21 protein-coding genes and 1 tRNA gene are annotated in these 22730 nt (G+C 66.7%); 8 read left to right on the top strand and 14 right to left on the bottom strand.

Translation table 11 applies throughout. From position 1 onward, the window contains the following. Nucleotides 1–79: 79 nt before the first annotated feature. The 3 genes from cobS to cobU are packed head-to-tail and all read right to left on the bottom strand — an operon-like array spanning nt 80 to nt 2265. Nucleotides 80–802: an adenosylcobinamide-GDP ribazoletransferase gene (cobS, locus tag ACJJVR_RS14440; protein ID WP_405405587.1), complete on the bottom strand. Its 723-nt coding sequence runs from the start codon at nt 800–802 to the stop codon at nt 80–82. Beyond that, the gene (gene cobT, locus ACJJVR_RS14435; RefSeq protein ID WP_405405586.1) at nt 795–1748 is read right to left on the bottom strand and encodes a nicotinate-nucleotide--dimethylbenzimidazole phosphoribosyltransferase; all 954 of its coding nucleotides are present in this window, start codon (nt 1746–1748) and stop codon (nt 795–797) included. Before cobT ends, cobS begins: the two co-directional genes overlap by 8 nt. Next, nucleotides 1735–2265: a bifunctional adenosylcobinamide kinase/adenosylcobinamide-phosphate guanylyltransferase gene (cobU, locus tag ACJJVR_RS14430; RefSeq protein ID WP_405405585.1), complete on the bottom strand. Its 531-nt coding sequence runs from the start codon at nt 2263–2265 to the stop codon at nt 1735–1737. The genes cobT and cobU overlap by 14 nt, the downstream gene beginning before the upstream one ends. A 130-nt stretch (nt 2266–2395) precedes the next feature. On the opposite strand from cobU, the gene ACJJVR_RS14425 reads away from it, so the two are divergent. From ACJJVR_RS14425 to ACJJVR_RS14400, 6 genes are all read left to right on the top strand, one after another. Further along, nucleotides 2396–3997 (top strand): peptide ABC transporter substrate-binding protein, encoded by a 1602-nt coding sequence (locus tag ACJJVR_RS14425; RefSeq protein ID WP_405405583.1) that lies wholly within the window; start codon nt 2396–2398, stop codon nt 3995–3997. Nucleotides 3998–4082: 85 nt separating this feature from the next. Further along, the gene (gene oppB / locus ACJJVR_RS14420; RefSeq protein WP_405405582.1) at nt 4083–5006 is read left to right on the top strand and encodes an oligopeptide ABC transporter permease OppB; all 924 of its coding nucleotides are present in this window, start codon (nt 4083–4085) and stop codon (nt 5004–5006) included. A 3-nt stretch (nt 5007–5009) separates the two neighbouring features. Next, a complete protein-coding gene (locus tag ACJJVR_RS14415; protein WP_405405579.1) occupies nt 5010–5936 on the top strand; it encodes an ABC transporter permease subunit in 927 nt (308 codons plus the stop codon). 2 nt (nt 5937–5938) lie between these two features. Next, entirely contained in the window at nt 5939–7051 is a 1113-nt protein-coding gene (locus ACJJVR_RS14410) for an oligopeptide/dipeptide ABC transporter ATP-binding protein (RefSeq protein ID WP_405405578.1), read from the top strand. Further along, nucleotides 7048–8070, top strand: coding sequence for an oligopeptide/dipeptide ABC transporter ATP-binding protein (locus ACJJVR_RS14405; protein ID WP_405405576.1), 1023 nt, complete (start codon nt 7048–7050; stop codon nt 8068–8070). Before ACJJVR_RS14410 ends, ACJJVR_RS14405 begins: the two co-directional genes overlap by 4 nt. A gap of 1 nt (nt 8071) precedes the next feature. Beyond that, nucleotides 8072–9922: an ABC transporter ATP-binding protein gene (locus tag ACJJVR_RS14400; protein WP_405405575.1), complete on the top strand. Its 1851-nt coding sequence runs from the start codon at nt 8072–8074 to the stop codon at nt 9920–9922. On the opposite strand, the gene ACJJVR_RS14395 is transcribed toward ACJJVR_RS14400, so the two are convergent. Then, the gene (locus ACJJVR_RS14395; RefSeq protein ID WP_405405574.1) at nt 9919–11295 is read right to left on the bottom strand and encodes a GntP family permease; all 1377 of its coding nucleotides are present in this window, start codon (nt 11293–11295) and stop codon (nt 9919–9921) included. The genes ACJJVR_RS14400 and ACJJVR_RS14395 overlap by 4 nt on opposite strands. Before the next feature lie 102 nt (nt 11296–11397). Next, nucleotides 11398–11474, bottom strand: a tRNA-His gene (locus ACJJVR_RS14390). 100 nt (nt 11475–11574) lie between these two features. Here ACJJVR_RS14390 and ACJJVR_RS14385 point away from each other — a divergent pair. Next, the gene (locus ACJJVR_RS14385; RefSeq protein ID WP_405405573.1) at nt 11575–11790 is read left to right on the top strand and encodes a DUF6324 family protein; all 216 of its coding nucleotides are present in this window, start codon (nt 11575–11577) and stop codon (nt 11788–11790) included. Here ACJJVR_RS14385 and ACJJVR_RS14380 read toward each other — a convergent pair. Beyond that, nucleotides 11771–12232, bottom strand: a complete 462-nt coding sequence (locus tag ACJJVR_RS14380) for an MmcB family DNA repair protein (protein WP_405405572.1) — start codon at nt 12230–12232, stop codon at nt 11771–11773. The two genes, ACJJVR_RS14385 and ACJJVR_RS14380, sit on opposite strands and share 20 nt — an antisense overlap. 99 nt (nt 12233–12331) lie before the next feature. On the opposite strand from ACJJVR_RS14380, the gene ACJJVR_RS14375 reads away from it, so the two are divergent. Continuing rightward, nucleotides 12332–12679: a RidA family protein gene (locus ACJJVR_RS14375; RefSeq protein ID WP_405405571.1), complete on the top strand. Its 348-nt coding sequence runs from the start codon at nt 12332–12334 to the stop codon at nt 12677–12679. Here ACJJVR_RS14375 and lpxB read toward each other — a convergent pair. The 8 genes from lpxB to ACJJVR_RS14335 all read right to left on the bottom strand — a co-directional run bounded on the left by lpxB (nt 12663) and on the right by ACJJVR_RS14335 (nt 22701). Beyond that, nucleotides 12663–13817: a lipid-A-disaccharide synthase gene (gene lpxB, locus ACJJVR_RS14370; RefSeq protein WP_405405569.1), complete on the bottom strand. Its 1155-nt coding sequence runs from the start codon at nt 13815–13817 to the stop codon at nt 12663–12665. The two genes, ACJJVR_RS14375 and lpxB, sit on opposite strands and share 17 nt — an antisense overlap. A gap of 64 nt (nt 13818–13881) precedes the next feature. Next, nucleotides 13882–14691, bottom strand: a complete 810-nt coding sequence (locus ACJJVR_RS14365) for an LpxI family protein (RefSeq protein WP_405405568.1) — start codon at nt 14689–14691, stop codon at nt 13882–13884. Continuing rightward, on the bottom strand, nt 14688–15476 hold the full coding sequence (lpxA, locus tag ACJJVR_RS14360; RefSeq protein WP_405405566.1) for an acyl-ACP--UDP-N-acetylglucosamine O-acyltransferase: 789 nt from the start codon (nt 15474–15476) through the stop codon (nt 14688–14690). The genes ACJJVR_RS14365 and lpxA overlap by 4 nt, the downstream gene beginning before the upstream one ends. Next, entirely contained in the window at nt 15469–15945 is a 477-nt protein-coding gene (gene fabZ / locus ACJJVR_RS14355) for a 3-hydroxyacyl-ACP dehydratase FabZ (protein ID WP_042244878.1), read from the bottom strand. The genes lpxA and fabZ overlap by 8 nt, the downstream gene beginning before the upstream one ends. A 60-nt stretch (nt 15946–16005) precedes the next feature. Then, nucleotides 16006–18096 carry a hypothetical protein gene (locus ACJJVR_RS14350; RefSeq protein ID WP_405405565.1) on the bottom strand — a complete coding sequence of 697 codons (2091 nt, stop codon included), beginning with the start codon at nt 18094–18096 and terminating at the stop codon, nt 16006–16008. Beyond that, nucleotides 18093–20840, bottom strand: a complete 2748-nt coding sequence (locus ACJJVR_RS14345; protein WP_405405563.1) for a DUF4159 domain-containing protein — start codon at nt 20838–20840, stop codon at nt 18093–18095. The genes ACJJVR_RS14350 and ACJJVR_RS14345 overlap by 4 nt, the downstream gene beginning before the upstream one ends. Then, entirely contained in the window at nt 20840–21697 is an 858-nt protein-coding gene (locus tag ACJJVR_RS14340; protein WP_405405562.1) for a DUF58 domain-containing protein, read from the bottom strand. Before ACJJVR_RS14340 ends, ACJJVR_RS14345 begins: the two co-directional genes overlap by 1 nt. Next, nucleotides 21694–22701, bottom strand: coding sequence for an AAA family ATPase (locus ACJJVR_RS14335; RefSeq protein ID WP_405405560.1), 1008 nt, complete (start codon nt 22699–22701; stop codon nt 21694–21696). Before ACJJVR_RS14335 ends, ACJJVR_RS14340 begins: the two co-directional genes overlap by 4 nt. Nucleotides 22702–22730: the final 29 nt, after the last annotated feature.

Genomic DNA, 22730 nt, shown 5'->3' with positions numbered 1-22730 from the left:
TCCGGTTGACCCGGTCATTCTGGCTGGCAGATATGCGGCAAACCGCCCATGCGGGTCAAGGTTTTCCGCCGTGCGGCACTTATGTCAGTGCGGCCATCCCGACCAGCGCCGCACATTCCGCCACAAGGGCCGATGCGCCCAGCACATCGCCCGTCTGTCCCCCCAGCAATCGGCAGGCCCGGCGCGATACGGCCACCACCGACAGCCCGACCAGCGCCATCGCCAGGAACGCGCCCCCCGGCCCGGGCGCACCCAGGAACAGCGCCAGCACCCCCGTCAGCGTGGCCGCCACCACCGCCCTGCGCGACGGTTGCCCCGCACCCTGACCCAGCCCGTCGGCGCGTGCGGGCGGCAGCGTGCGCATCAGCATGACCGGGGCCACGCGCCCCGCCGCGACCGCCGCGATCAACGCCAGCGGGCCAAGCACCGCCAGCGCCGCGACCCGCACCAGGCCCGTGGCCATCAGCGCCGCCGCGCCATAGCTGCCGATGGTAGAATCGCGCATGATGCGCAGCCGGTCGGCCCGGTCACGCCCGCCGCCTGCATCGGCGAAATCAGCCAGCGCATCCTCGTGCAACGCCCCGGTCAACCAGACCGCCAATGCGACCGACAGGGCTGCGGGCAGCAGTCCCGGTCCCATGACCCACAGGGGCACCCCCGCCAGCGCGCCCAGCACCACCCCCGCCAGCGGAAAGGCCCAGGCCGCGCGCGACAAGGGCAGGATTTCTGGCGGCAACAGGCGTCCAAGCGGCAGCCGCGTCAGAAAGACCAGCGCCAGGATGATCTGGCGGGGCCTAGACAATCCTGGCCTCGGCGAATGTCGCCATGCCGTTATGGCATTCCAGCGCGGCGCGCACCACCATCAGGGCCACGGCCGCGCCCGACCCCTCGCCCAGACGCATGTCCAGCGACAGGACCGGCGGCATCGCCAGCGCGGCGATCAGGCGACGGTGCCCCGGCTCGGCGCTTTCATGGCCGATCAGGCAATGCGCCAGCGCGTCGGGGTCGTCGCGGGTCAGCACGGCGGCGGAGGCGGTGCAGATGAACCCGTCCAGAATGACCGGAATGCGCAATGCGCGCGCGCGCCGCACCGCGCCGCAGATCGCCGCCTGTTCACGACCGCCGAACGCGGCCAGCGTCGCGTGGGTGCCGGTGACAGCGTGCCGCGCCAGCCCCTCGGTCACGACGCGGACCTTGGCCGCCAGCATCGCGCCCTGTGCGCCGGTGCCGGGGCCGACCCAATCCTCGGCCCGCCGGCCGAATGTCGCCGCCGCCAGCGCAGCCGCAGTGGTGGAGTTGCCGATCCCCATCTCTCCCAGCAGCAGGACCTGCGCGGTGGGGTCCACGGCGGCGGCACCCTGCGCCATCGCGTCGGCAACCTCGGCCTGCGTCATGGCGGGGCCTTGGGTAAAATCGGCCGTGGGTCGGTCCAGGTCCAGCGCGACGATGCCCAGATCTGCGCCCGCAACGCGGCACAGCTGATTGATCGCCGCCCCGCCTGCGCGAAAGTTCGCGACCATCGCAGCCGTCACCGACGGTGGAAAGGGCGTGACGCCCTGTGCCGTGATGCCGTGATTGCCCGCAAAGACCAGTGCCTGCGCGCGGTCCAGCCTGGGCCGGTCGGTCCCCTGCCACCCTGCCATGAACACCGCCAGATCCTCCAGCCGACCAAGCGATCCGGCGGGTTTGGTCAGAACCGCCTGACGGTCGGCGGCACGGTTGGCGGCGGTCTGGTCAAATCGGGTCATCGGGGCTCTCGGTCACGGGTTTCAGGCGCAGGGGCATGCCGCTGACGGCCATCCAGACCTGATCGGCCAAAGCCGCCACCGTCTGGTTCATCCGCCCGTGATCATCGCGAAACCGCCGCGCCAGCGCATTGTCGGGGACGATCCCCTGCCCAAGTTCATTGCTGACGAGAACAACAGGACAGGATTGCTGACGTAACGTCACGGAAAGTGCGCTGATATCCGCCGATCCCATGCAGTTGGACATCCACAGCGTCAGGCAGTCCACCAACCGCACCCCCTGTCCATCAGTCGCGCGCAACGTGCCGACAAGGTCCAACGGCTCTTCGATGGTTCGCCAACCGTCGCCGCGATCATATTGATGCGCCTTGATTCTTTCGTCCATCTCGGCATCGCGCGGCTGGGCGGTGGCAATGTAGATACGCGGCATCGCATGCCGCATGACCAGCCGTTCGGCCATGGCCGACTTGCCCGACCGCGCGCCGCCCGTTACCAGCGTGATATGTCCCCGTTGCGTCATGCGGCACTGTTTTCCACAGGGCGGGCGGCTTGGAAAGCGCGAAACGCCGCTTGCCCATAACCGCGCTTTCACTAAACCTCGCGCCATTCCGGTGCGACACGACACCGACACACAACTTGGAGGAGTTGGTATGACCAAACTTTTCGCGACGACCGCCCTGTTGACCGCATTGGCGATGCCCGCATGGGCCGTGCAACCCGCCGAGGGCGAGACCCTGGCCGAAAATCAGACCTATACCTATTGGCTGCTGGACGCGATCAAGTCGCTTGACCCGGCCAAGAACACCGACGTCGAAGGGTCGGACGCGCTGCGCTCGCTGTTCGAGGGCCTGATGATTCAGGACGCACAGGGCGAGATGATCCCCGGCATGGCCGAAAGCCATGAGATGTCCGAAGACGGTCTGACCTATACGTTCAACCTGCGCGAGGCGAACTGGTCCAACGGCGATCCTGTCACCGCCGACGATTTCGTCTATGCGTGGCAGCGTGTGGCGACGCCGGACACAGCATCGGAATACGCATGGTACCTGGAACTGATGAACATCCAGAACGCCACCCAGATCATCGCCGGAGAAATGGAGCCCGACCAGTTGGGCGTGACGGCGCTGGACGACCGCACCCTGCAGGTGAACCTGACGACGCCGACCCCCTATTTCATCAAGACCCTGTCGCACACCACGACCTATCCGGTCCCGCGCGCCGTGGTCGAGGAACTGGGCGATGCCTGGGTCCAGCCCGACAACATCGTGGGCAACGGCGCCTATACGCTGGCCAGCCACAACCTGGGCGTCGAGATCGTTTTCCAGAAGAACCCGGAATACTGGGACGCCGAGAACGTTCTGATGGAAACCGTCCGCGGCGTGACCGTCAACGACAACAACGTCGCCCTGACCCGCTATCAGGCCGGAGAGCTTGACCGCGTTCAGATCCCCGCCGGTCAGTTCCCGCGCCTGTCGGAACAGTTCCCGGACGCCGCAGTGTCGGTGCCGAACGGTTGTTCCTATGCCTATGTCTTCAACCTGTCGGAAAAGGGCCCCGACGTTCTCAAGGACGCCCGCGTCCGCGAGGCGATGGCCCTGTCGCTGAACCGCGAGGTCATCGTGGACCAGGTCCTGCAGGGTGGCCAGCGTCCTGCCTACAGTTGGACGCACTGGGCAATCGACGGTTTCTCGGCGCCCGAGGGCGGCATGCAGGACATGCCGATGGAGGCGCGCATGGAACGCGCGCGCGAATTGTTGGCCGAGGCCGGGTACGGTCCCGACAACCCGGTCCGCGTCCAGCTGCAGTACAACACGGATGACAGCCACCGCCTGCTGGCCATCGCCGCCCAGCAGTTCTGGCGCCCCCTGGGCATCGAGATCGAGCTGAACAACGTCGAATGGGCCGTGCACACCGACCGCCTGCAGAACCAGGATTTCGAGATGGCGCGTTACGCATGGTGCGCCGACTATGACGAGGCGACGACCTTCCTGGACTGGTTCCGCACCACCGGCTACAACAGCGGCAAGTGGTCGAACGAGGAATACGACAAGCTGCTGGTCGACGCACGCACCGCCGAGGACACCGCGCCCCTGTACAGCCGCGCCGAGGAAATCCTGGCGGCTGAGCATCCGGCGGTCTTCGTCTATCACTATGCCGATGTCGACATGATCAACCCGTCGATCAAGGGCCTCCCGCGTGAGAACCTGCTGAACACTTGGTACGCCAAGGACCTGTATCGCGTCGCCGAATAATCTGCGATCCTGACCTGTGGCCGGGGCGGCGCAACCGCCCCGGCCTTGTCGTTTTTCATCCATCCCGCAGGGAAGGCCCCACGCGATGTTCGCATTCATCCTGCGACGCTTGGCGGTGGCGATACCCACGCTGCTGCTGCTGATCGTCTTTTCGTTCGTCCTGATGCAAATGGCACCGGGCGGACCCTTCACGGGCGAACGCGCCCTGCCCCCGGCCGTCCTTGCCAATCTCGAGGCGCAGTACGGGCTGAACGACCCGTTATGGCTGCAGATCTGGAATTATGTGGTCAACGTGGTTGTCCATTTCGATTTCGGCCCCAGTTTCGTCTATCCTGACAGGACTGTGAACCAATTGATCGCAAACGGATTTCCTGTGACGTTGACCTATGGGGGGCTGTCGTTTGTGACCGCTGTCATCCTGGGCGTGGCATTGGGCGTGGTGGCTGCGATCTGGCACAACAGCTGGGTCGACTATCTGGCCGTGGGCGTGTCGATCGGGGCGCAGGTGCTGCCCAATTTCGTGATGGCGCCGCTGTTGGTGCTGGTCTTTACGCTGTGGTACGGCCTGTTGCCGGGCGGCGGTTGGTCATTCAGCAATCCCAGTTTCTGGATCATGCCGGTGATCGCGCTGTCGACCAGCTACATGGCCTCCATCGCGCGCATCACCCGGTCGTCGATGCTGGAGGTGCTGGGCTCGAACCACATCCGCACCGCCCGCGCCAAGGGGATGCCTGAATACCGCGTCATTATTCGCCACGCGCTGAAACCCGCGATGCTGCCGGTGATCAGCTATCTGGGGCCGGTCTTTGTGTCGATGATCACCGGGTCGGTTGTGATCGACATCTATTTCTCGACCGGGGGCATCGGTAAGGCCTTTGTCGACAGCGCGTTGAACCGCGATTATGCCGTGATGATGGGCGTCACCATTCTGGTAGGCGCGCTGACCATCCTCTTCAACCTCATCGTCGACGTGCTTTACGCATGGATCGACCCCAAGATCAGGTACTAGGTCATGGTCATCGATCAATCCAAGATGCAGTCCCTGTCCGAACGCCTTGTCGAGACCGAGGTCCGCGGACGCAGCCCTTGGGCCGACGCGCGCAAGCGTTTCTTTCGCAACAAGGCAGCGATGCTGGGCCTGACGATCCTTATACTGGTGTCGCTGTTCGCGATCCTTGGCGGCTATATCGCGCAATGGTCCAACGAAGAGCTGGACTTCAGCGTCATGGGCCAGGTTGCCCAGATGGGCCAACCCTCACTGGAAAACGGCCACTTCTTCGGCACCGACAACCTGGGCCGCGACCTGTACGCGCGTGTCGTCCAGGGCACGCGGATCAGCCTTATGGTCGGCGTCGTGGGCGCCGCCATCGCGGTCATCGTCGGCACGCTCTATGGCGCAACGGCGGGCTATGTCGGCGGCCGCACCGACCAGATCATGATGCGGACGGTCGATATCCTGATGTCGATTCCCTACATGTTCGTGCTGATCCTGCTGTTGGTCATGTTCGGGCGGTCCATGTCCATGCTGTTTCTGGGCATCGGCCTGATCAGCTGGCTGGATATGAGCAGAATCGTTCGGGGCCAGACCCTTAGCCTCAAGAACCGAGAATTCATCGAGGCTGCGCGCGCCACCGGCGTGTCGTCGTTCCGCATCATCATCCGCCACATCGTCCCGAACCTGCTGGGCGTGGTCGCGGTCTATGCGACGCTGCTGGTGCCGCTGATGATCCTGACGGAAAGCTTCATCAGCTTTCTGGGCCTGGGCGTTCAGGAACCCCTGACCAGCTGGGGGGCGTTGATCTCCGAAGGGGCCGGCACGATGAACTATGGCACACTGTGGCAACTGGCATTTCCGCTGTTCTTCTTCGTGATCACGCTGTTCGGCTTCTTCTTTGTGGGCGACGGCCTGCGCGACGCCCTCGACCCCAAGGAGCGGTAATCATGGCCCTTCTCGAACTGCGCGACCTTTCGGTCCGCTTCCAGACCAACGATGCCGAGGTTCGTGCCGTCAACGACGTGAACTTGTCCATCGACGCGGGTCAGACATTGGGCGTCGTCGGCGAATCCGGCAGCGGCAAGTCGCAGCTGTCCTTTGCCATCATGGGCCTGCTGGCGCGCAACGGCGCGGCCTCGGGCAGCGTCCGTTTCGACGGGCAGGAGATCCTGAACGCAGCCCCCAAGGTGCTGAACCGCATCCGCGCCGAACAGATCGCGATGATCTTTCAGGACCCGATGACCTCGCTGAACCCCTATATGCGGGTTGCCGACCAGATGGCCGAGGTGCTGACCCTGCACAAGGGCCTGTCCAAACGCGATGCCGTCACGCAGGCCGTCCAGATGCTGGACGCCGTCAAGATCCCCGACGCAAAGGGTCGTATTCGTCTGTATCCGCACGAATTTTCGGGCGGCATGCGCCAGCGGGTGATGATCGCCATGGCGCTGTTGTGCAGGCCAAAACTGCTGATCGCGGACGAACCCACGACGGCGCTGGACGTGACCGTACAGGCGCAGATCATGGCGCTGCTGTCCGACCTGCAGCGCGATTTCGGTATGGCGATGATCCTGATCACCCACGATCTGGGCGTGGTCGCGGGGTCGTGCGAACGCGTTGCGGTCATGTATGGCGGCCGCATCCGGGAAACCGGGCCGGTCCGCCCGATCTTTGCCGATCCGACCCATCCCTATACCCAGGGGTTGTTGGACGCGATTCCGCGGGTCGATCAGGATGACGACGAATTGCGCGCCATCCCCGGCCAGCCCCCGAACATGAGCCGCCCGCCATCGGGCTGCGCGTTCGAGCCGCGCTGCCCCTATCGCCGCGAGGGTTGTGCCAGCATCGACCCGCCGCTGGAGGAATTCGCCCCCGGTCGTGCCCGTGCCTGTCACGCCCCCGTGTCCGAAGTTCAGGCCCGGCACATGATCGACGATCCGCATCCCGACCTGATCGCGGCGGGCGACGATTCCACGCCGGACGACCACCTGCCCCAAGGCGCCGTCGCCGGTGCCGGCGCGGCCGGTGCCACCCAGACCCCCGGATCGGAGGCCAAGCCATGAGCGATCTTCTCAGCGTGCGCGACCTGCGCGTGACCTTTCAGATCCGCCCCGAGGGCGCGATGCCCTGGACCCGCCCGAACCCGCTGCGCGCGGTGAACGGCGTCGATTTCAGCCTGGCCCCCGGAGAGACGTTGGGCGTCGTGGGTGAATCGGGCTGTGGAAAATCGACGCTGGCCCGCGCGCTGATCGGGCTGGTTCCGGCGACGGGTCAGGCGGAATGGATCGACGGCAAGGACCTGCTGGCGCTGACCCCGCGGCAGATGATGGCCTATCGTCAGGACATCCAGATGGTGTTCCAGGACCCGCTGGCCAGCCTGAACCCGCGCATGACCGTTGGCCAGATCATTGCCGAACCCCTGACCACCCACCGCCCCGACCTGCCCCGCGCCCAGGTGCGCGAGCGCGTCAAGGCGATGATGGACAAGGTCGGCCTGCTGTCCAACCAGATCAACCGCTATCCCCATGAGTTCAGCGGCGGCCAGTGTCAGCGCATCGGCATCGCCCGCGCCCTGATCGTGGAGCCCAAGCTGATCATCTGCGACGAGCCGGTATCGGCGCTGGACGTATCGATCCAGGCGCAGGTCATCAACCTGCTGATCCGCCTGCAAAAGGATCTGGGCCTTGCATTGGTGTTCATCGCGCATGACCTGTCGGTGGTGAAACATATCAGCGACCGCGTGATGGTCCTGTATCTGGGCAAGGTGATGGAGATGGGACCGGTGCAGGCGCTGTATGCCAACCCCCAGCACCCCTATACGCAGGCGCTGCTGTCGGCAGTGCCCGTCCCCGACCCGACGATCGAGACCGCCAAGACCATCGTGCCACTGGCGGGCGACCTGCCCTCGCCCATGAACCCGCCCTCGGGGTGCGTGTTCCGCACGCGCTGTCCTCGCGCACAGGCGGAATGCGCGACATCGGTGCCAAAGCTAACGGTGGGCGATCATCAGGTCGCCTGTCATTTCCCCGGTCCCCTGACGGACGCGGAAATCGCCCACGCCCGCCGCACCGAGGCCGCCTGAGATGCCGCCGGACGCCCCCGCATCGCCCGACTATGCGGCGCGTTGGGCGGCGCTGAAAAACATCCCGCCGTTCCTGGCCATGGTCTGGCGGGCCAGCCCCGCGTTGACGCTGGCGATGGTCGTGCTGCGCCTGATCCGGGCGCTGGTGCCGGTCGCGATGCTGTGGGTCGGCAAGCTGATCATCGATCAGGTCGTCGCGCTGTCGTCGTCCGGCGGTCCCAACACGCTGGCAGGCTGGTGGGACAGCGGCCTGGCGGATGGGCTGGTTGCACTGGTGGCACTGGAGCTGGGGCTAGCGGTCGCGCAGGACGTGCTGGGGCGGCTGGTCGCCTATGTCGATGCGCTGCTGCAGGAAAAGCTGGTGATCGACATCTCGATCCGGCTGATGGACCACGCGGCGGACCTTGACCTGGCCTCGTTCGAGGATGCCAGCTTTCAGGACCGACTGGATCGCGCGCGGCGTCAGACAATGGGTCGCATCCCCCTGCTGAACCAGCTGATGCAGCAGATGCAGGATACGGTGACGGTCCTCAGCTTTGGCGTCGGACTGGTGGTCTACAACCCCTGGCTGGTCGTGCTGCTGGCGCTGGCGCTGATCCCCTCCCTGATGGGAGAGATGCATTTCAACGCCCGCACCTATGCGCTGAACCACGCGCGGGCGGCGGATCGGCGCGAACGCGACTACCTGCGCATGATCGCGGCCACTGCGGAAACCGCGAAAGAGGTCAAGATATTCAGCCTAAGCCCTTGGCTGCGCGACAGATACCTGACGCTTGCCCGGCGGTTTTATCTGGAGAACCGGGTCATTCAGCGGCGTCAGCTGTCGGTCATGGCGGTGCTGACCGCGCTTGGCACGCTGGCTTATTACGCGGCCTTCCTGTGGATCATCGCGCGCACCCTGACGGGACAGCTGTCCATCGGCGACCTGACGTTTTTGTCGGGCAGCTTTCTGCGCCTGCGGGGGCTGCTGGAGGGGTTGCTGTCAGGGTTCTCCAGCATGGCGGGACAGGCGATGTATTTGGACGACCTGTTCGATTTCTTTACTGCCGTACCTGCCATTGCCAGCCCCGCGAACCCGCTGCCGGTGCCGGTGCCCATCGCGCAGGGGTTCCGGTTCGAAAACGTGGGTTTCCGCTATCCGGGCCGCGACGATTGGGCGATCCGCGGCATGACGCTGGACCTGCAGGTGGGAGAAACTGTGGCATTGGTGGGCGAAAACGGCGCGGGCAAGACCACCATCGTCAAGCTGCTGGCGCGCCTGTACGACCCGGACGAAGGCCGCATCACGCTGGATGGGCGCGACCTGCGCGACTACGATCTGGACCAGCTGCGCGGTACGGTGGGGGTGATCTTTCAGGACTTTGTGCGTTATGCAGTGACGGCGGCCGAAAACATCGCCATCGGCCGCATCGACGCGCGCGACGACCGCCCGCGCATCGTGACCGCCGCCGAACGGTCGCTGGCCGATCAGGTGATTGCCAAGCTGCCTAACGGATATGACCAGATGGTGGGCAAGCGGTTTGCGCGTGGGTTAGACCTGTCAGGCGGTGAATGGCAGAAACTGGCCATCGCGCGCGCATACATGCGCGACGCGCAGCTGCTGGTGCTGGACGAACCGACCGCCGCGCTGGATGCGCGGGCGGAATACGAGGTTTTTCTGCGCTTTCGCGACCTGACGGCAGGGCGAACGGCGCTGCTGATCTCTCACCGCTTTTCGTCGGTGCGGATGGCCGACCGGATCATCGTGCTGGAGGGCGGCCGCGTGCAGGATCAAGGCAGCCACGCCGAACTGGTCGCCCGGCCTGGCCGCTACAAGGAACTGTTCGAACTGCAGGCCCAGGGCTATCGCTAGAGCACTGTCCCCAGCACGACCACGGTGATCAGCGCGACCAGTGGGATCAGCACCGCCACAACAAAGATGTCGGGATAGCTTTTCCTGTGGGTCAGCCCGGTGATCGCCAACAGGGTGATGACGGCCCCGTTATGGGGCAACGCATCGAACCCGCCCGACGACAGGGCCGTGACGCGGTGCATCAGCTCCATGCTGATCCCCTGATCGCGGCCCATGGTCGCGAACTGTTCGCCAAGCGTGTTCAGCGCAATGGACATGCCGCCCGACGCCGACCCGGTAATACCGGCCAGCACATTCACGGCCACCGACAGCGATGCCACCGGATTGTTCGGGAACAGCCCCAGCACCGCGTCGCGGATCAGCGCGAAGGCCGGCAGCGACGCGATGACCGCGCCATAGCCAACCTCGGATGCAGTGTTGAAGATCGGCAGCAGCGACCCCATCGTGCCGGCATTGACGCTTTCGCGCAGGTCGGCAAAGCGGCGCAGGTTCAGGACCACGACCAGCAGGATCGAGACCACCAGCGACACGATGATGGCCCAGATGCCCGCCACGGCCGACAGGGTCGTTTCCCCGTATTGCGGTTCTGCCAGGTAATCGGCGGTGATGCCGGGAAAGACGAACCAGGTCAGGACAGCGTTCAGCACGATCACCGATACGACCGGCAGGATGGCCAGCGCAAAGGGCGGCAGGTCCGCGCCTTCGGGCAGAGTGGCGTCCGCATTGGTGGTGGGGTGATCGCCATAGCCCTCGGCGCCAGCCATGCGGGCGCGGCGGTTCAGCCACGTCGTGCCGCCCGCCAGCATGATGACCCCGGCCAGCGTGCCCAGCAGGGGTGCTGCAAAGACGTTGGTGCCGAAGAACGGCATGGGAATGGCGTTCTGGATCGCGGGCGTGCCCGGAAACGCGGTCATGGTGAAGGTGAACGACCCAAGCGCGATCGCCGCGGGCAGCAAGCGTTTGGGGATATCGGCGCGGCGGAACAGCGCGTTGGCGATGGGATAGACCGCAAAGGCCACCACGAACAGCGACACCCCGCCGAACGTCAGCACCCCGCAGGACAGCACCACGGCCAGAACCGCGCGCTGCGCGCCCAGCCTGTCGACGATCCATTCCGCGATGGACCGGGCCGCGCCGCTGTCGGCCATGACCTTGCCAAAGATCGCGCCCAGCAGGAACAGGGGGAAATATGTGATGACATAGCCGCCAAGCGACGCCATGAAAACCTGGGTATAGGTTGCCAGCACTGGCAGCCCTCCCGACATCACCACCGCCAGCAACGCCAGCAGCGGCGCCAGGATCACAACATTGATACCGCGATAGGCCAGATACATCAGCAGTATCAGCGACAGGAATATGCCCAGCAGCCCCATCAGGCGTCCCTCCCCAAGTTGTCTTGAAACACATGGTCTCAGCATGCAGGGCATTCCGCAAGATGCTGCATTGCAGAAAGACAAATGATGGGGGGGGGGAGATGGTACCGCCTACCCGTCTCGAACGGGTGACCTCTAGATCCACAATCTAGCGCTCTAACCAACTGAGCTAAGGCGGCACAGGGCGGTTCTTTAGACCTGTGGCCGTATGGTTGCAAGCCCCGCTTGCCGTGAAATTGCGTCCGCGATACAGAAAGTTCTACCGCGAAAGGACAGGCCATGGGTATCAACAGCGAAAGCGACATCACCGCCAACATCCAGATCGGGCCGACCGACCTGGGCATGGTGCGGATCTATGTGCAGGGAGAGGGCGTCGACCTGCCGATGGATTTCGATCCCGAAGAAGCGACAGAGATCGCCGAGGAACTGATGGCCGCCGCCGAGGCCGCCCGCGCCATGGCGCAGGGCGGCAAGCCTATGAAGCCCCGGCGGTAAGCGCGCCCGGGTCGCACAGCACCTGCAGCCGCAGAGCCGCAGCCCGCGCGAAATCGCGCTGCACCTTGGTGCGGCGCGGGCCAGACAGGCGATGTTCGGGCGCCATGCGGGTGATCTCCGCGCCATAGGCATCGGCGTGGATCAGGCCCGTCCCGTCCGGCAGCAGGTCGGTCGGGAAATCACAGTCGACGGACCAGAAATAGCGGTCGCACCAATCCAGATAGCCCTGCCATTTGCGATCGGCCTGAAAATCGGCACGACAGCTTTTGCATTCGACCACCCACAGCTCTCCCTTGGGGCCGAGGCTGATCAGGTCGACGCGCAGGCCGCGGACGGGGGTGAATTCGGTCAGCACCGCGTGGTCAAGACTGCGCAGCAGGCGCCCGGTGCCGCGCGCAAGGCGCTGGCCGGGCATGGCGGGCAAGGGGGACAGGTCGGACATGGGCGCAGGATAGAACGCAACCGGAACGCCCGCAAGCCGCCTTGCCGCCCCCGCGCCCCCCGTATAGCGTCCGCGCGCATATCACCAAAGGAGAGCATCATGACCGATATCAAGCGTCTGGAAACCGGCCCGCGGATGAGCCACGCCGTCATCGCCAACGGCTTTGTCTTTCTGGCAGGCCAGGTCGGAGAGCCGGGCACCTCGGTGACGGATCAGACCACCACGATTCTGGGCCAGATCGACGCGCTGCTGGCAAAAGCCGGCACCGACAAGACCCGCATCGTGTCGGCCCAGATCTGGATGGCAGACATGGCGAAATTCGCGGAAATGAACGCGGTCTGGGATGCGTGGGTGCCCCAAGGCCACACGCCTGCCCGTGCCACTGGCGAATCCGCGCTGGCGACCCCTGATTACGCGGTCGAGATCATCGTCACCGCGGTTCTGTGATCGCCTGAAGAACAGAGCGCGCCGCGCGCAGGCCCGGCGCCTCTCCTCCCTTGCCCAAACGGTCCATGGTCAGGTCCATGGCGTCCAGCTGCCCCCCCCGCTGCACGCGGTTCTCCAGTGAGTCCTGCAGCGCCTGTGCCAGGGGTCCGGGCTGGCAGCGGCTGCCCAGAAATTCCGGCACCGCGCGGGTGTCGCTGACCAGATTGACCAGCGTCACCGTGTCGGTGCGCAGCAACGCGCCCACGATCAGCCGCGACAGAGGCGCCATGTCATAGCCGATGACCATCGGGATGCGATTCGCCGCCAGTTCCAGGCTGACGGTCCCAGATGCGGCCAGCGCCAAGTCGGCCGCGGCAAAGGCGGCTCGCTTTTCGTCCGGCTCTTCGATGACGATCGGGGCCGTGGGCCAGCGGCGGGTCATGTCGCGGATCATCCCCGACACGCCCGGCACGGTCGGCAGAACAACGCGGATCTCTGGCACGCGATCACGCAGGCGGATCAGCGCCTCGTCAAAGCGGGGTCCAAGGCGCGTGACCTCTCCGCGCCGCGATCCGGGCAGACACAACACCACCGGTGCGTCGGCGCCGATGCCATGGGCGTTGCGGAACAGCTGGGCGTCGTCCGGCCCGGCGACATCGGCGGTCGCGACCGGATGCCCCACGAAATCGCATGTCATCCCCGCAGTCCGCATTAGCGGCGGTTCGAACGGCAGGATTGCGAGCACGTGATCGATGACCTGCGCCATCTTCAGGGCCCGGCCCGGCCGCCATGCCCAGACCGATGGCGCGACGTAATGCACCGTCCGCAGGTCGGGCCGCTGTGCGCGTACCAGCCGCGCCACACGCAGGCCGAAATCGGGGCTGTCGATTGTGATCAGCACGTCCGGTTCGGCATCGATCACCGCCCGAGCGGTCTGCGCGATGCGGCGTTTCAGGTGGCGATATTTCGGCAGAACCTCCCAGATGCCCATGATCGACAGTTCGTCCATCGGAAACAGGCTGGTCAGTCCAAGGGGCGTCATTGCGGGGCCGCCGATGCCCGAAAACTCCGCCTGCGGGTCCAGCTGGCGCAGGCCGTCCATCAACGCCGCACCCAGCTGGTCGCCCGAAGCCTCACCCGCGATCATGAAATAACGCATGCCGTGCCGCCTTTTTGCTGCCCCGACCATGGGTATTGGGGTCACATCGAAAGGACCAGCCTTTTCAGTCCAGCCGACCCGCCGCCCACAGAAACAGGCCCGCATCCTGTGCCCGCCGTATCATTTCGTGGCGGTCCAGCAGGATCACCTGTCCCGCAGCCCATGCAATGCCCGCCAGCCCTGCGGATGCTGCCTGATCGACCGTATCAGGGCCAAGCGTGGGCAGGTCGATCCGCATGTCCTGACCGGGCTTTGGTGCCTTGTACAGCACCCCACGCGCACCGTTGGGATTGGGACGAAGGGTGGTGTGGCGCGCCGCAAAATCCAGCATCGCGGCAGTGCCGGGCAGCGTTTCCAGCGCCAGACACAATCCCTGCGAAACAACGGTCCCTTGCCCAAGGTCCAACGAGCCGGTCTGCGACATGATCTGCGCCGCGCGTGCCGCGTCCTTGCGGTCGGCCGCTGAAGGATTGCCTGACAGAACACCTTCGGCTGGTATAAGATCAGGCGCGATTTCCATTATGGAACAGATAGAAAGATCATTCTCCTCGAAGATGTCGAGGACAGTGCGCAGTGCTGCGTCATCACCGGAATGCATGGCGGTCAGGATACGCGGCACCAGCTGGGCCGTGCGCGGATCAAAAGCCTCTGGATCCAGCGGCGGGCGACGGATGGCACCGGCAAACACCACCTTGGTCACATGCTGGGCGTGCAGGTCGTCCAGAAAGGGCACCAGACGTTCCAGCTGGAACGGCGTCGCAGCCAGTCCATCAGGGGCAAAGCCCTGCAATGAAAAGATGAGCGGGTCGTCCAGGCAGGCGGCGACAGCGGGCGCCAGGGTGCCCTGCCCGGCAATGATGGCAATTCTGCTCATTCGGATCTGGGGGCCAGAAAACCACGGTCCGATGGGCCGAGAATAAAGTCCAGAACGTCACGCTCCATTCCCTTCACCTGTGCCTCTGCCCGGGTGCGGGCAGTGTCGCGAAACGCTCCACCGCCCAGTTGCGACAGCAAGGCGCGCAGTGCCGCGATATCGGCGCGCGCCGCGCCCCCGCGCTTTAGCCCGACCAGATTGAGGCCATCCAGGTAACCGCGCGGCCCTTGTACAAGGCCATATGGGATCACGTCCGCGGTCACCATCGTCACCGCGCCGATCATTGCGCCACGACCGATGCGCACCCATTGATGCACTCCCGACAGACCGCCGACGATCACATCGTCTTCAAGCGTGCAGTGCCCGGCTATGGCGACGCTGTTTGCCAGAATGACCCGGTTCCCGATGCGGCAGTCGTGACCGACATGGCTGGATGCCATGAACAGCCCGTCGTCGCCCACCACGGTCTCACTGCCGCCCCCGGCCGTGCCGGGATTCATCGTCACGTATTCACGAATGCGGTTCCGGGCACCGATCTTCAGGCGCACGTCCTCTCCGTCAAATTTCAGGTCCTGGGGCACCTCGCCGATGCTGGCGAAAGGAAAGATGACCGTCCCCTCGCCCACCGACGTGTCGCCGGTGACGACGACATGCGATTTCAACTCCACCCCATCCGCCAACTGGACCTTGGGTCCGACCACGCAGAACGGGCCGATGCGGACGCCCGCGCCGATCCGGGCGCCGGGTTCGATCACGGCCGAAGGGTGGATCAGCGCATCAGCCATCCTTGCGGGCCATCATGGCGGTGTATTCCGCCGACGCGCACAGCTGGCCGTCGACCATGGCCTTGCCTTCGAACTTCCAGATCTTGCCGCCGCCGCGGATCGCGCGGCAGTGCAGTTCCAGCACGTCTCCGGGAACGACCATGCGGCGGAACTTGCAGTTGTCGATGCCCATGAAATAGGTCTGCATTTCCTCGTCGATGACGTTCATGCTGATGCCGACGACGACGGCCGCGGTCTGAGCCATCGCTTCGATGATGGTCACGCCGGGCATGATCGGGTGGTTGGGGAAATGGCCTTGGAAATGCGGTTCGTTCGCAGTAACGTTCTTGATGCCCACCGCACCCTCGAACGGAACGATGTCGCGCACCTTGTCGATGAACAGAAAAGGATAGCGGTGCGGGATGATCCGCTTGATCAGCGACAGGTCGGCCTCGGTATAGGGGGCGGGATTGCGCGTATCGTCAGCCATTTGCGTTCCTTGAGACGGTTTCATCGGGGTTACCAACCGAGGGGCCGGATGGCAAGCGGATCAGGCGGGACGACGCCGCCCCTCGGCCAGCCAGCCCGTCAGGATCAGCCCTGCAATCAGCGTCAGCCATGCCCAACCGGGCAACAGCGGCCGGCGGTCCAGACCCGTGACGGTCGCCGCATCGCGTGGCGTCACGCCGATCCACGGACCGCCCAGACCAGTGCCGCTGGCAGCCCTGCCCGCGCGCGTCTGGCGCAGATCCGGCACGCCGTCCGACAGCCGCTGGACGGATCCGCCACTGGCCTCGACCAACGGTGCCAGCAGGGGCGCGTCGGCCACCGTCTCCTCGAACTCGCGCGGGGCAGCGGGGCCGAGGGCCAGCACGCGACGCATATCGCCATCCGCCAGACGATACAGCCCCGGTTCAGGCGCGGTCCAGTCGGCGACAAAGCGACCTGGCCCGTCGGCGGCCAGCGGAACGGCGGTCACGCTGCCGTCGGGGGCAGTGACCTGCAGCGGCCCGGCACTGTCCTGCATCGTGCGGCGGGTGAACCGCACGGCCAGCCCACCGCTTGTATCGGCCAGCAGTGCCTCCTCCTCCAACTCGGGTTCTTTCATCGACCAGTGGGCGATGCGGCGCAGCAGTTCCAGTTGCGGCCCGCCCCCTTCAAAGCCGCGTCCCCACAGCCAGACCTGATCGGAGGTCAGCAACGCCACGCGCCCCTCTCCGACCCTGTCCAAAATCAACAGGGGCTTGTCCTCGGCCCCGGTCATCGCGACCTGGGCATCGCCGGTGGGCGTCACCTCGGACATGCGCAGCCAGCGGCCCCAATCGGGCGCGTCGGGGTCGGGACCACCAAGGCCGGCGGTCACCGGATGGCGCCGTCCGTCATCCGTCAGACGCGGCAGAAACGGCTGTTCGATCACCCGGCCCGTGGGCTGGACGGGCAGGATGGGCCCCAGGGGCGACAGGTGCAGGCTTTCGACCGACGCCATCTCGGGGCCCGCCGACACCAGAATCGCGCCGCCGTCATTAACGTAGCGCGCAATGTTCGTGTAATATTCGGGCGGCAAGATGCCCCGGACGCTGTAGCGGTCAAAGATGATCAGGTCGAAATCATCGATCCGGTCCAGAAACAGTTCGCGCGTCGGGAATGCGATCAACGACAGCTCGTCCACCGGCACACCGTCGAACTTGTCGGGCGGACGCAGGATGGTAAAGTGGATCAGATCGACCGCCGCATCCGATTTCAGCAGGTTGCGCCAGGTCCGTTCGCCCGCATGTGGTTCGCCCGACACCAACAGCACGCGCAGCCGGTCGCGGACGCCGTTGATGCTGATGGCGGCGGCGTTGTTGCGGTCGGTCAGCTCTCCCGGCGCGTCGTCCAGCGCGATCTGCACGACGTTCTGACCCGCATGGCCGGGCGTCACCGGCAGCGACAGGCTGGTGTTCAGCGGCACGGCGACGGTCTGTGCGTTCTCTCCGTCCACTGACAGGCGCAGGGTCACGCTGCCGGTGCGGCTGGCGTCAGGCACGGTGCCCTGATCCTCGACGCGCAGGCGGATGGTGACCTCCTGTCCGATCAGGCCAAAGGCCGGGGCCTCTTCGATGACCAGACGGCGGTCCCAGTCCTGCGGTTGCCCGGTCAGCAGCACGTGCAGCGGCGCCGCCAGTCCCTGGGGCAACATCTGCGCGTCATGCAGACGGCCGTCGGTGACGGCGATGACACCTGCCAGCCGCGCCTCGGGCTCGGCAGCGATGGCGCGTGACAGGGCGGTGGCCAGCGCCGTTCCGTCATCGCCGTCACCCACCGTCACGCGGCGCAGGTCGGTACCAGGCAGCGCCGCGATGCCCGCAGACAGGTCGTCCACCGCCTGATTCACCTGCGCGCCCCGCCCCGGCAGGGCCTGGCTGGCCGACCGGTCGTCCAGCAAAATCACGATGTCGGACAGGCCCGCGCGGGTGCCCAACTCCAGCGCAGGCCCGGCCAGCGCCAGCGCCGCGGCCAGCCCCGCCAGCCCACGCCATGCCCAGCCCCGCAGCCCGCGCCACAGCGCAAAGCCCGCGATCAGCACGGCCAGCAGGGCCAGCGTGCCGATGGCCCACCACGGCAGGGCCGGGTCGAACCGCAGCTGTGTCAGCGATGTCATGGGGCCAGGATCTCCTCGGTCCGCAGGCGGTCCAGCAGGGCGGGCACATGCACCTGATCGGATTTGTAGTTTCCGGTCAGCACGTACATCACCAGGTTCACACCGAAACGGGCCACCATTTCCCTTTGGCGGTCACCCTCCCAGCCTTGGCCGATGGGATAGGCGGCATAGCCGTCATCATTGATGGCCCAGGCCTCGGCCCAGGAATTGCCGCCGATGATGACCGGGCTGACCCCGTCGTTCAGCTGGCGAAAGGGAACACCGGCCTCGGCCTCGGTTGCCGTGGTCGGTGCCTCGACCCAGACCGGGTTGCCCTGCCAGCGGCCCGGAAAGTCCTCCAGCAGATAAAAGGTCCGCGTCAGGACGTGATCGTCAGGGACCGGTGCCAGCGGCGGGATGTCCAGCGGCGCGGCCAGACGGCGCAGCGCCTGCGACATGTCCGGCCCGCCGACGCCCGCGATGTCGCCGTCGCGGGTGTCGAACAGGATCATCCCGCCCGACCGCAGGAACGCGTTCAGCCGCAGATAGGCCTGCGGTCCCGGCGCGGGCTGGGTGTCGGTGATCGGCCAGTACAGGAACGTCAGCAGGGACAGGTCGTCCTGATCCAGGTCGATCCCGATGGGCTGACCCGGCTCGACCGAGGTGCGGCTGCGCATGGCTTGGGACAGACCGGCCAGCCCCTGTTCGGACGCCTGGTCAATGCGCGCATCGCCCGTCACGACCCAGGCCAGTGCCACGTCCGCCGCGGCCCGCATCAGGTCAGGGTCCAGTTCCTGCGCCTGCGCCCGCGGCCCCGGCAGCAGCGCCATGACCAACGCGGCCGCGGCCAACGCGCCCCGCCGGCGTCCGCGCCCAAGCCAGGCCGACCCGATCGCGTCCAGCGCCAGCAACAGCGCCGCTGCCGCCAACAGCACGCCCTTGAGGTCGCGACCCGATGTCGTGGCGACAGCCTCGACCGTTGCGCCGGGCCAGGTCGCCTGCACGAAGGGGCCGCCCGCGTTCAGGGCCTGACGCCGCTCGCCCACCGCATAGATGCCCGCCGGGCGGTCGGGACCAGGCCCCTGTGCCAGATCGGCGGCGGGGACCGGGGACAGACCCAGGGCATCAGCCGGGCGCCCGAACCCGTCCAGAACGGTTTCAGGGGTCCAGAAGGGTTGGCCCCTATCCTCGGTCGCGGCCTCGGTCGGGGACAGGCGGGCGGTGGCGACCAGCCGGTCCATCATCTGCAGGAACAGACCCGACAGCGGCAGGTTCGACCATTCGGCATTGGCGGTCACATGGACCAGCACCACCTGCCCCTGACCAAGCCGGTCGCGGGTGATCAGCGGCGTGTTGTCCGACAGCGACGCGATGGTGCGCCCCGCCAGATCGGGCGCAGGCTGGGCCATCAGCTGTGCGCGCACGGTCACGTCGTCGGGGATGGGCAGGCCCGCAAAGGGCCCGTCATCCGAAAATGGGGCCAGGCCGCGCGGATCGCCCCAGGACAGCGCACCGCCGATGTCACGCCCGCCCTGGCGCAGCGCCACGGGCAGCAGCGGTTCGTCCGACAGGCGGTCGTATCCCGCCATGCGCGGCCCGGCAAAGCGGATCAGCAGCCCGCCTTCGGCCACCCATTGCATCAGGTCCGGGGTTTCGGCCAACTGCACCTGATCGGCCAGCACGATCACATCGGGGGCGGTGTCCAGCGCGTCGCCAAGCGCGCCCTCGACCAGGTCGGTCGTGGGGGCCAGCGCCTGACGCAGGTAATGAGTCTGGGCCAGCAGCTGTTGCCCTTCGGCCAGCGGGTCGCCGACCAGTGCCACCTTGCGACGGCGGACGCGATCATCGGCCAACACCACGGCACCGGCATGGATCTCGGCCTCGATCTGGAACCGGGTGATGCGGTTGCGCAATTCGGGAGGCAGGTCGATGGCCACGGGGCGGACGGTCAGGCCATCGACGTCTGACGCATCGCCGGGTGTCAGGCTGGCCAGCGCACGTTCGATCCCCTGCGGGTCGGGACCGATGGCCTGAATCGCAGGGGCGGCGTCATCAACAGCCGTCAGCGTCAGCGACGGCGTGTCGCCCGCCGCCAGCGCCAATGTGCGCAGCGGGCGCGCGGGCGGCGCGACCGTCACCGGCCCCCGTTCCGCCAGCGCCGCCAGCCACGCCGTGCGGTTCGGATGGTCGGTTCCGTCCGTGATCCACAGCGTCGACAGCGTACCCTCCGGCGCATCGGCCAGTGCCGCGCCCGGATCGTCGGGCAGGCGCGTCGACCACGGCTGGGGCTGCGCGGCCCGCAGGCCGGAAAGCCACGCATCGGCGGGCTGGAACGCCAGCGCGCCCTGTCCCCGGCCATCCGCCATGATCACCGCCGTCGGACGTCCCGCAGCGGCGGCCTGTGTCAGTGCGGTTTCCGCACGCATCTGACGGGTCGCCCAATCGGGGGCGGCGGCAAAGCCCGCATCCATGACCACCAGCAGCGGCCCGTCCGCCGGGGCCTGCACCACCGGTCGCCAGACCGGGCCGGCAAAGGCCAGGATTGCGGCGGCCACCGCCGCCAGCCGGATCAGCAACAGCCACCACGGCGTGCGGCTGGCGATGGGTGCGCGATCGACCAGCCCCGCCAACAGCGCCACGCCCGGAAAGTCCACCCGCCGCGGCGCCGGAGGCATGGCCCGTAAGATGACCCACAGCACCGGCAACGTGATCAGCGCACCCAGCAGCCAAGGCGCGGCAAAGCCCAGGGGTCCCAGCAGCAGCATCAGCGCGCCCCCTGCCCCAGGGCCTGCCACAGCCAGTTCAGCGCCTGCGCGGGGTCAGCGTCGGTCAGGTGCGTGCCGAACTGCCAGCCCGCACGCTGCGCCTGACCGGCCAGCCATGCCTGCCGTTCGGCCAGCCGCGCCAGATAGGCCGCCCGCAGCCCGCCCGCATCGCGGCTGTCATGGCGCAGGGTGCCGGACCGGAATTCCACCGCGCCGTCATAGGGAAAATGCGCCTCGTCCGGGTCCAGAATCTGGAACAGTAGGCCGGACACGCCCAAACCCGCCGCCTGCCCCAGCAGGTCAGCGACCCAGGCCGGATCGGTCAGGAAATCGGACAGGATCACAACCCGCAGGTTAGGTCGCATCGCATGGATCGGCGCATCGTGGTCCGTGCCCGCGACCAGCTCCTGTGCCAGCCGGTCGGCCTGTAGGCGGCCGGCGCGTGCCGGGTGGCCCAGCAGGCCGACCTTTTCGCCGCCGCGCAGCATCAGCATGCCAAGCGCCAGCGTCAGAACCTGACCACGGTCGGCCTTGGTGGGACGGTCGGGACCGCCGGTGAAATCCATCCCCGGCCCGCGCGACAGCCACAGGGCGGCGGATTGCGCCGTCTGCGCCTCACGGTCGCGCACGAACTGGGTGTCGGACCGGCCCGATCGGCGCCAGTCGATGCTGCGCGCCGCGTCACCGGTGCCCGCGGGGCGGTATTGCCAAAAGTCCTCTCCGGGACCGGCGCGGCGCAGGCCGTGTGCGCCGGGTGCCACCATCGCGGCCAGCCGTTCGGCCGACAGGATCAGGCCGGGCAGATGCCCCGCCACCCCTTCGGCACGGGCGCGCAGATCGGTGGGTGTGACGCTCATGCGGCGCGACGGGTGCCGATGCGGTCATCCAGCAGGCGGCCGATCACCGCATCGACCGTCTCGCCCCGCGCGCGGGCAGCGAAGGACAGCGCCATGCGGTGCCGCAGCACGGGGGCCGCCATCGCCACCACGTCGTCCAGCGTCGGCGCATAGCGGCCGTTCAGCACCGCACGCGCCCGGCTGACCAGCATCAGCGCCTGCGCGGCGCGTGGCCCCGGCCCCCAGGTCAGCGCATCGGTGACGAACGGCGCGGCCTCGGGCGCGCCGGGGCGGGCGGCGCGGACCAGGTCCAGGATAGCCTCGACCACGGTTTCCCCAACGGGCATCTGGCGGATCAGGCGCTGTGCCGCGATCAGCTGGTCGGGGGTAAAGGCCGCATGCGGTGTGTCATCCTCAAGGCCCGTGGTCGCGATCAGGATCTGGCGTTCGGTGTCGCGGTCGGGGTAGCCGACGTCGATCTGCAACAGAAACCGGTCCAACTGCGCCTCTGGCAGCGGATAGGTGCCCTCCTGCTCGATCGGGTTCTGGGTGGCCAGCACGTGGAACGGACGGCCAAGCGGGCGGTGCTGGCCGCTGACGGTGACCTCGCGCTCCTGCATGGCCTGCAGCAGGGCGGATTGGGTGCGGGGGCTGGCGCGGTTGATCTCATCGGCCATCAACAGCTGGGTAAAGACCGGCCCTTCGATGAAACGGAACGCCCGGGTGCCGTCGGGCAGCGCGTCCAGCACTTCGGAGCCCAGAATATCGGCGGGCATCAGGTCGGGCGTGAACTGGATGCGGGCGCCGTCCAGTCCCAAGACGGTGGACAGCGTGTCGACCAGCATCGTCTTGCCCAGACCCGGTTGGCCGATCAACAGCGCGTGCCCCCCGGCCAGAATCGATGCCAGGACCTGTTCGACCACCGCGTGCTGGCCCACGAAACGGCGTTCGACGCTGGCGCGGGCATCCGCGAGGCGGGCGGTCAGGGCCTGGACCTCTTGCACCAGAAATTCGTCCGACGTCATGACATTGCCCCCGCGCTGGTTTAAGGAAA

Origin of the sequence: Paracoccus sp. Ld10 (assembly GCF_045064235.1) — a bacterium.
In the GTDB taxonomy this organism is placed as follows: Bacteria; Pseudomonadota; Alphaproteobacteria; order Rhodobacterales; family Rhodobacteraceae; genus Paracoccus.
This window is presented reverse-complemented; position numbering and strand designations above follow the sequence as displayed.